Origin of the sequence: Sphingomonas trueperi, from assembly GCF_011927635.1 — a bacterium.
GTDB lineage: Bacteria > Pseudomonadota > Alphaproteobacteria > Sphingomonadales > Sphingomonadaceae > Sphingomonas > Sphingomonas trueperi.
Window position 1 is genome coordinate 1 of the sequence record NZ_JAATJB010000033.1, and the last position, 8,454, is coordinate 8,454.

General features: G+C 65.2%; 10 protein-coding genes and 1 pseudogene. All 11 read right to left on the bottom strand.

The features are described from left to right. Positions 1–272 precede the first annotated feature (272 nt). Entirely contained in the window at positions 273–1,013 is a 741-nt protein-coding gene (gene arsH, locus GGR89_RS21860) for an arsenical resistance protein ArsH (protein ID WP_018251259.1), read from the bottom strand. Beyond that, positions 1,013–1,444, bottom strand: coding sequence for an arsenic resistance N-acetyltransferase ArsN2 (gene arsN2 / locus GGR89_RS21865; protein ID WP_125972934.1), 432 nt, complete (start codon positions 1,442–1,444; stop codon positions 1,013–1,015). Before arsN2 ends, arsH begins: the two co-directional genes overlap by 1 nt. Beyond that, a complete protein-coding gene (locus tag GGR89_RS21870; RefSeq protein ID WP_043061442.1) occupies positions 1,444–2,730 on the bottom strand; it encodes an arsenic transporter in 1,287 nt (428 codons plus the stop codon). Before GGR89_RS21870 ends, arsN2 begins: the two co-directional genes overlap by 1 nt. Further along, on the bottom strand, positions 2,730–3,158 hold the full coding sequence (gene arsC, locus GGR89_RS21875) for an arsenate reductase (glutaredoxin) (protein ID WP_018251256.1): 429 nt from the start codon (positions 3,156–3,158) through the stop codon (positions 2,730–2,732). Before arsC ends, GGR89_RS21870 begins: the two co-directional genes overlap by 1 nt. An 11-nt stretch (positions 3,159–3,169) precedes the next feature. After that, entirely contained in the window at positions 3,170–3,502 is a 333-nt protein-coding gene (locus tag GGR89_RS21880; RefSeq protein WP_018251255.1) for an ArsR/SmtB family transcription factor, read from the bottom strand. Positions 3,503–3,580: 78 nt separating this feature from the next. Beyond that, positions 3,581–3,931 carry a DUF3147 family protein gene (locus GGR89_RS21885; RefSeq protein ID WP_018251254.1) on the bottom strand — a complete coding sequence of 117 codons (351 nt, stop codon included), beginning with the start codon at positions 3,929–3,931 and terminating at the stop codon, positions 3,581–3,583. A gap of 30 nt (positions 3,932–3,961) precedes the next feature. Next, positions 3,962–4,879 carry a cation diffusion facilitator family transporter gene (locus GGR89_RS21890; protein WP_018251253.1) on the bottom strand — a complete coding sequence of 306 codons (918 nt, stop codon included), beginning with the start codon at positions 4,877–4,879 and terminating at the stop codon, positions 3,962–3,964. Next, positions 4,879–5,136 (bottom strand): CopM family metallochaperone, encoded by a 258-nt coding sequence (gene copM / locus GGR89_RS22515; protein WP_231376782.1) that lies wholly within the window; start codon positions 5,134–5,136, stop codon positions 4,879–4,881. Before copM ends, GGR89_RS21890 begins: the two co-directional genes overlap by 1 nt. Then, positions 5,072–5,311 carry a hypothetical protein gene (locus GGR89_RS22520; protein WP_018251251.1) on the bottom strand — a complete coding sequence of 80 codons (240 nt, stop codon included), beginning with the start codon at positions 5,309–5,311 and terminating at the stop codon, positions 5,072–5,074. The genes copM and GGR89_RS22520 overlap by 65 nt, the downstream gene beginning before the upstream one ends. Next, entirely contained in the window at positions 5,308–5,991 is a 684-nt protein-coding gene (locus GGR89_RS21900; RefSeq protein WP_018251250.1) for a ZIP family metal transporter, read from the bottom strand. The genes GGR89_RS22520 and GGR89_RS21900 overlap by 4 nt, the downstream gene beginning before the upstream one ends. Positions 5,992–6,016: 25 nt before the next feature. Continuing rightward, positions 6,017–8,362 (bottom strand): annotated as a pseudogene (locus GGR89_RS21905) (efflux RND transporter permease subunit); the annotation flags it as partial. Between the last annotated feature and the right edge of the window lie 92 nt (positions 8,363–8,454).

An 8,454-nucleotide genomic window follows, 5' to 3' on the forward strand; every position in this document is an offset into this window, starting at 1 on the left:
CAATTGCTCGGGTGGCATGCCACTCGGAAGGCGCCGACCAGAGATTGTGACATCTCTATCTGGCGGAAGAGTGACATTTGTACGTTGCGCTTACACGTAAAGCAAATCCGTCAGTCCGATAACATTGATTATGTAAAATCTGGTCGTGGTTTACGCTGTTAATTGGCCTCGCTTGGCTTCGAGCTGGGTCGAGTGAGCCAGCGCGGCGAGAGCTTCATCACTTCGCAAGCATCGGAAATAGTCAATTCTTTTAGGCAGTTCAGTTGTGAGACCTACGGCGCAATCGCGATGCTGGACAGGTCCATCGCAGTATTGATCGGCACCCCGGCTTCCTTTCGCTCTGAATAGCGATCGACCAGTTGCACAGTATGCGCGCGCAGCAGCACCGTGAACCGCACCAGCTCCTCCATCACATCGACGATCCGGTCATAGTAGCTCGATGGCTTCATCCGTCCGTCGTCATCGAACTCATTGAACGCCTTGGCGACGCTCGACTGGTTCGGGATCGTCACCATCCGCATCCAGCGACCCAGCACGCGCAGCGTGTTGACGCTGTTGAACGACTGCGATCCGGCCGACACCTGCATGACCGCGAGCGTCCGCCCCTGCGTCGGGCGCATCCCGCCCATCGACAGCGGCAGATGGTCGATCTGCAATTTCATGATGCCGGTGATCTGCCCGTGACGTTCCGGGCTGCACCACACCTGACCCTCCGACCATAGAGACAGCTCGCGCAGCTCATGGACGGCCGGATGGTCGTCGCCGGCATGTTGGTCGGGCAGCGGCAGGGCCGATGGATCGAAGATGCGCGTCTCGCAGCCGAAGAACCGGAGCAGGCGCGCCGCTTCCTCGACACACAGCCGGGAGAAGGACCGTTCGCGCAGCGAACCATAGAGCAGAAGGATACGCGGCGCGGAATCGAGCGGGCCAAGCCCCAGCGCCGGCCGCTGGATGGCATAGGCGGGATCGAGTGCCGGCAGGGTATCGGGATCGGCAAGCGTGCGGAGCGGCATCAGAGAGCTTTCACGAGATAGGCGGCCGACGCCGGGCATAGCGCGGTAAACTCGCGCGATGCGGCGACGGCCGGGGGAGCAGCGCCGCGATCTGCGTCGGCATAGCCAAGCGCCCGGAAGAATGGCGCGGCCGTCGTCGTCAGCAGATGGAGGCGACGCACCCCGAAGTCGCGCGCCTGTCGTTCGAGGGTGGCGACCAACGCCCGCCCCAGGCCATGCCCGCGGCGATCGGCAAGGATGACGATCGAGCGGAGCAGGCGGTCAGCCCCTTCCCCCTCCAGGCCGCCATAGCCGACGAGGCTATCGGCCTCGAACCGGAAGAACAGGCGGCCAGGGTCGGCGAGGTCGGCGCTCGGTAGGCTCGCAGCGTTGAGGAACCATGCCAACCCGGCCAGCTCGGCGAATTCGAGTGTCGTGATGGTCAGTCCCATCACGCGAGGCTGATCCGGATCGCGAGCGCCGCGAGCGTGATGAGCAACACCGGCACGGTGAGCGTGACGCCAACACGGAAGTAATAGCCCCATCCGATCCGCACGCCCTTCTGTCCAAGGACGTGGAGCCACAGCAGCGTCGCGAGCGAACCGATCGGCGTCAGCTTAGGGCCGAGATCGCAGCCGATCACGTTGGCGTAGATCATCGCTTCCCTGATCGCGCCCGTGGCGTGGGTGGCGTCGATCGAGAGCGCGCCTACCAGCACGGTCGGCATGTTGTTCATCACCGACGACAGGACGGCCGCGATCACGCCCGTACCCAGCGCCGCGCCCCACACGCCCCCTTGCGCCGTGCGATCGAGCAGCGCCGCCAGATGATCGGTCAGGCCGGCGTTCCGCAGGCCGTAGACGACGAGATACATGCCGAGCGAGAAGATCACGACCTGCCAGGGTGCGCCGCGCAGCACCTTGGCCGTTGAGATCACCTGGCCCCGCCCCGCGATCACCAGCAGCAGGATCGCGCCGGCAGCGGCCACGGCGCTGACCGGCACGCCGAGCGGTTCGAGCAGGAAGAAGCCGGCGAGCAGCAGCGCGAGAACGATCCATCCGGCGCGGAAGGTCGCGGCATCGCGGATCGCGTCGCGCGGCGCGCGCAGCGCTCCCACGTCATAGTCGGTCGGTATGTCGCGCCGGAAGAACAGCAGCAGCGCGCCCAGCGTCGCGGCGATCGACACGAGGTCGACCGGTACCATCACGGCCGCGTATTCGCCGAACCCGATCTTGAAGAAATCGGCCGACACGATGTTGACGAGGTTCGACACGACCAGCGGCAGGCTGGCGGTGTCGGCGATGAACCCGGCGGCCATGACGAACGCCAGCGTCGCCTTGTCCTTGAAGCCGAGCGCCCGCAGCATGGCGATGACGATCGGCGTCAGGATCAGCGCCGCGCCGTCGTTGGCGAACAGCGCGGATACCGCCGCGCCGAGCAGCACGATCAGGACGAACAGCCGACGACCATGCCCCCGGCCCCAGCGGGCGACGTGGAGCGCGGCCCATTCGAAGAACCCGGCTTCATCGAGCAGCAGGCTGATGACGATGATCGCGACGAACGCAGCGGTCGCATTCCAGACGATGCCCCACACCACCGGCACGTCGGACAGCGTGACCACCCCCGCGAGCAGCGCCACGACGGCCCCGCCCATCGCGCTCCACCCGATGCCGAGTCCCTTGGGTTGCCAGATGACGAGCGCGATCGTCGCGACGAAGATCAGGACGGCAAGGAGCATCAGGCGACGCGCTGGCCCGAAGCATCGACCACCTTCTCCCCGTCTTCCTTCGCGAACGCGCCGAGCTGATCGCTTGGCAGCAGATCAAGCACGGCATCGGACGGCCGACAGAGCTTCACGCCGAGCGGCGAGACAACCAGCGGCCGGTTGATGAGGATCGGATGCGCCATCATCGCATCCACCAGCGCGTCGTCGGACAGCGACGTGTCGCCCAGGCCCAAATCGGCATAGGGCGTCCCCTTCTCGCGCAGCAGCTCACGCGGCCTCATGCCGGCGCGGTCGATCAACTCGACTAGCAGCGCGCGTGCGGGTGGGGTTTTCAGATATTCGACCACATGCGGCTCGATGCCGGCATTGCGGATCATCGCCAGCGTGTTGCGCGACGTGCCGCACTCGGGGTTGTGATAGATGACGATATCGACGGCCACGGGATGTCCTTTCAGCAGCAGGGGGCGAGTTCGGCGACGAGCGGCGCGCACAGCTCCGCATTGCCGGCGCAGCAATCCTTGACGAGGAACAGCGTCAGCGCGCGCAGGCCGTCCAGATCGGCACGGTAGATGATCGAGCGGCTATGCCGTTCGGAGCGGACCAGACCCGCACGGGCGAGGATTCCGAGATGCGCCGACATGGTGTTCTGCGGCACGTCGAGCTGGCGGGCGATATCGCCTGCGGCCATGCCGTCCGGTTCGTGCCGCACCAGCAGGCGGAACACGTCGAGGCGGGTGCCCTGTGCGAGTGCGCCCAGCGCAGTGATAGCCGAGTCGTTTTCCATATATCCAGCATAGCGGATATATGGCGTTGGTCTAGTGTGCGTTGCCTCTCAACATTGCGGGAGACCTGCGCTGATGGCCTATAACCGCAGGCCGAGGCGTGGACCAAGGCATACCAGGCCGAGATAGAGCAGGATGGTAAGGAGGCACCCCGCGCCCAGCGCTAGCCAGAATGGTACGTTGCGCCCGAGCAACGCGGGGATCAGCAGGAACATCGGTAACGATGGCAGCACGAACCAGAAAGTCGCCCCGGCGTGAGACGCCATCAGCACCCGATCTTGGGTGTCGCGCCACAGCCAGATCATTCCCAGCACAGAGACTAACGGCAACGATGCGACAAGTGCGCCGACGCCGGGACTGCGCTTGGCGATCTCCGAAACCGCCGCGATAATCGCACCGGAGATCATTGCCTTGATGACGACATAGAGCATACCGGTTGTGACTTTCGATCGCCGAGATGGCTAGCGATGAAGGTGCTGGTCATCCTCACAGGCTTGCGATGGCGCTTCGGTCTGGATCGTCGAATGTTCGATCCCGAACCTCTCGTCGAGTGTTCTGGTCACTGCAACCCTGACGCTATCGGGATCGACGCCCTCGCCGAGCGTCACATGGGCGGTGCAATTGATCTCGTCCGAAGCCATCGACCAGACGTGCAGGTCATGAACGCCGGCGACACCCGGAATGGCGGCGATCGTTGAACGGATCTCCGGCAGCTTCAACCCGCCGGGGACACCTTCCAGCAGCACGTTGATCGTTCCCTTGAGCAGAACCCAGGTGCGCGGCAGCACCCACAGGCCGATGCCGATGGCGATGACTGGATCGACCCACGTCCAGCCCGTGAACCGTATCGCGAGGGCACCAAGGATGACGCCGACCGAGCCGATCATGTCGGCCCATACTTCCAGGTAGGCGCCTTTGACGTTGAAGCTTTCGTCCTTGCCGGCGGTCAGCAGACGCATCGATACGAAGTTCACGACGAGGCCAATGACCGCGACGATCAACATGCCGGTCGACTGAATCGACTGCGGCTCGCGGAAGCGCTGGATCGCCTCGTAAAGGATATACATGGCGACGACGAACAGCAGGATCGCATTGAAGGTCGCGGCGAGGATTTCCAGTCGTTTGTAGCCGAACGTCCGCTTGTCGTCGGCAGCCTTCTTGCCGAGATGGATCGCCATCAACGCGATGACCAGACCGGCGACGTCGGTCATCATATGGGCTGCGTCGGACAGCAGCGCGAGGCTGTTGAACACGAAGGCGCCGACCACCTCTGCCACGAGATAGGTCGCCGTCAGGGCAAGCGCCCATCTGAGCATCTTGGCGTTGGCGCCGGCCGTATGGTCGTGGCTGTGCCCGGCTTCGCCGTGATCGTGTGCCATTATCGCGTCCCCTTCTTTGTGGCTTGCCGTTCGGCGAGCCAGGCCTGCATCTTCACGATTTCGGCCTGTTGGGTCCGGATCACCTCCTCCGCCATCGCGCGCACCTTCGGATCGGTGCCGTTGGCAAGCTCGGCGCGAGCCATATCGACCGCACCTTCATGGTGCGGGATCATGCCCCGAAGGAAGTCGGTATCAGGATCGCCGGTCGACGGCATCGCCATGCCGGCCGTGCCGTGCGCTCGATCCGTGGATGGCATCGGTCGCACCGGACTCGTTCGATCCGAACTGGCCCGCCGGCTTGCCGCCGGAACACGCAGACAGGGCAATCGCAGCGGCCAGAAAGGACCATCGCGCCGTGGTGATCGACATTTTCTTCTCCTTACGGGATGGATCGCGGCGCACATCGACACCGCTCAAGGTCAGGCCGGTCACATCGCGATCTCCTCGATGAGCAGCAGTGCGAGAAAGCCGACGAAGAACATCGCGCTGATGAGCGGAGAGTCCGGTTTCTCGTGCGCCTCGACCAGCAGCTCCTCGGTGACGAGGTAGAGCAGCGCCATCAGGCCGAAACTCAGGAATCCCGTGATCCACACCGGCGACAGCAGCGCCACGGGCTGCACGACGAGTGCGCCGATCGGCACCAGCAGCGCAAGCGCGCAGGTTAGGCCGATCGCCTTCATCTTGCGATACCGGCTCGTCAGATCATTGGTGAGCGTCAGGGCCAGGAACAGCACTTCGAGCGTCAGCGCGACCGCCAGCAACGTGCCCGCCTTCTCGCCGGCGATGAAGGCCAGACCCAGAACCAGGCCGTCAATAGCAAGATCGAGCCCGATCGCGGCGAGCAGCGCCACGGGGCCGTCAAACCGGCCTTCCGCCGCCTTGAGGCCCAGCATTACCGCGACGCCGATCGCACCGCCGATCAGCGTCGCAGCCGGCGATCCCCCGTGCATCACCAGCGGCAGGATTTCGGTCGCCGCCGCGGCAAATACGACGCCGGCTGCAAGGTGCTGCATGGCGGCGACCAGCCTCTCGCCGGGTGTGCGCCACCCGGCGAGAAGCGCGCCGATCATGATCGCGATCATGGGGATCAGTGCGAACTTGAGCGCCGCCATCGTCAGTCCCCCCTGCCAGACGCGATCATGCGGGTTGCGGCAGCGGCGCGCCGTCGTCCGCCCTATCCGCGTCGTCGACCTTGACCGCTTGCTGCCCGAACCGGGCGTAAAGCGTCGGCAGCACGAACAGCGTCAGCAGCGTCGCCGAGATCAGGCCGCCGATGACGACGGTCGCGAGCGGCTTCTGCACTTCCGCGCCGGCTCCGCTGGCGAATGCCATCGGTACGAAGCCGAGACTGGCGACCAGCGCGGTCATGACGACCGGGCGCAATCGCTGGAGCGCGCCCGTCCGCGCCGCTTCGGCCCGGTCCATGCCCGACCGGATCAGCTCCTGCACCGAACTAACCATGACGAGGCCGTTGAGGACCGCGATACCCGACAATGCGATGAATCCCACCGCGGCCGAGATCGAGAAGTCCATGCCGCGAACGAACAGCAGCAGCACGCCTCCCACCAGCGCGAAGGGCACGCCGGTGAAGACGATCGCCGCATCGCGTACCGATCCCAAGGCCCCGTAGAGGAGCAGCAGGATCAGCACGAAGCACGCCGGCACCACGAGTTTGAGCCGCTGGCTGGCGGATTCGAGATTCTCGAACTGGCCGCCCCATTCGAGATAGCTGCCCGCCGGCAGGCGCACGCCGGCGACCGCCGCCTGCGCATCCGCGACCACGCTGCCGACGTCGCGTCCGCGGACGTTCGCCTGGACGACGACGCGGCGCTTGCCGTTCTCGCGGCTGATCTGGTTCGGCCCGTCGACGACGCCGATATCGGCGACGCTGGACAGCGGCACATAGCCACCGCCGGCGACCGGCACCTGCACCTGTTCGAGCAGCCCCAGGTCGGCGCGCTCGGCGTCCGACAGGCGGATGACCACCGGAAAGCGCCGGTCTCCCTCGAAGATCATGCCGGACTCGCGACCGCCGAGCGTGGCGGTGATGGTGTCCTGCACATCCTGCGCGGTGACGCCGACCCGTGCCATCGCGTCGCGGTTGACGCGAATGTCGAGCATGGGAAGTCCCGTCGTCTGTTCGACCTTCACGTCAGCCGCTCCTTGCGTCCGGCGAAGGATGCCGGCGATCTGTTCGGCGGTGCGGTTCATGGAGGCGAAGTCGTCGCCGAACACCTTCACCGCGATGTCGCCGCGCACGCCGGCGATCAGCTCGTTGAACCGCATCTGGATTGGCTGCGTGATCTCATAGGCGTTGCCCGGGAACTGCGCGAGCTTCGTCTCCAGCCGCTCGACCAGCGCGGCCTTCTCCAGTTTGGGGTCGGGCCATTCCGCATGCGGCTTCAGGATGACGAACATGTCGGTCGCGTTGGGCGGCATCGGGTCCGAAGCCAGCTCGGCCGTGCCCGTCTTGGAGAAGACGAACCGCACCTCGGGTTGCTTCGAGACCATGCGCTCGATCGGCACCTGCATCGCCTGGCTCTGCTGCACCGATGTCGCCGGAATGCGCAGCGCCTGGATGAGCAGGTCGCCCTCGTCGAGCTGGGGGAGGAACACCTGTCCCAGCGTCGTGAAGGCAAGCGCCGCGGCGACGAGGCTGACGACGCCGGCGCCGATGGTGATCGACGGTCGCTTCATCGCCTTCTCAAGGCCCGGTTCGTAGCGCTGCTTCAGCCACGAGATGATCCGCCCGTCCTCCTCGTTCACCCTCCGCGACAGCCAGATGGCGATCGCCGCAGGCACGAAGGTCAGCGACAGGACGAACGCGAACAGCAGCGCGATGATGACGGTGAGCGCCATCGGCACGAACGTCTTGCCCTCGACGCCGGTCAGCGTCAGCAAGGGCACATAGACGAGGATGATGATTGCCTGCCCGTACACGGACGGACGGATCATCTCGCGCGCCGCGGTCGCGACCGCCTCCAACCGCTCCTTGACGCTCAGCAGGCGACCTTCGTGATGCTGTTGCTCGGCGAGACGCCGCAACGCATTCTCGACGATGATGACGGCACCATCGACGATCAGCCCGAAGTCCAGCGCGCCGAGCGACATGAGGTTCGCCGAAACCCCCAGCCGTAACATTCCGAACCCGGTCAGCATCATCGTGACCGGGATGACCGCCGCGGCGATCAGCGCGGCGCGGAAGTTGCCGAGCAACAGGAACAGCACGACGATGACGAGCAGTGCGCCTTCGCCGAGATTCTTCGCCACCGTCTTGATGGTGGAATTGACCAGGGCTGTGCGATCGAGGACCGGCTGCACCACTACGTCGGGTGGCAGCGAGGCGTTGATCGACTTCAACCGATCGGCGACCGCGGTCGCGACGTTGCGGCTGTTCTGTCCGATCCGCATCACCGCGGTGCCGACGACGACCTCCGTGCCGTTCTCCGACGCCGATCCCATGCGGATCGCCTGACCCGTCTTAGGGTCAGGACTCATTGGTCATAGCCAGAAGATGACGGTGGCCGCGAGGGCGACGGCAGAGAAGAAGACGGTTGGGCAGCGGTCGTAGCGAG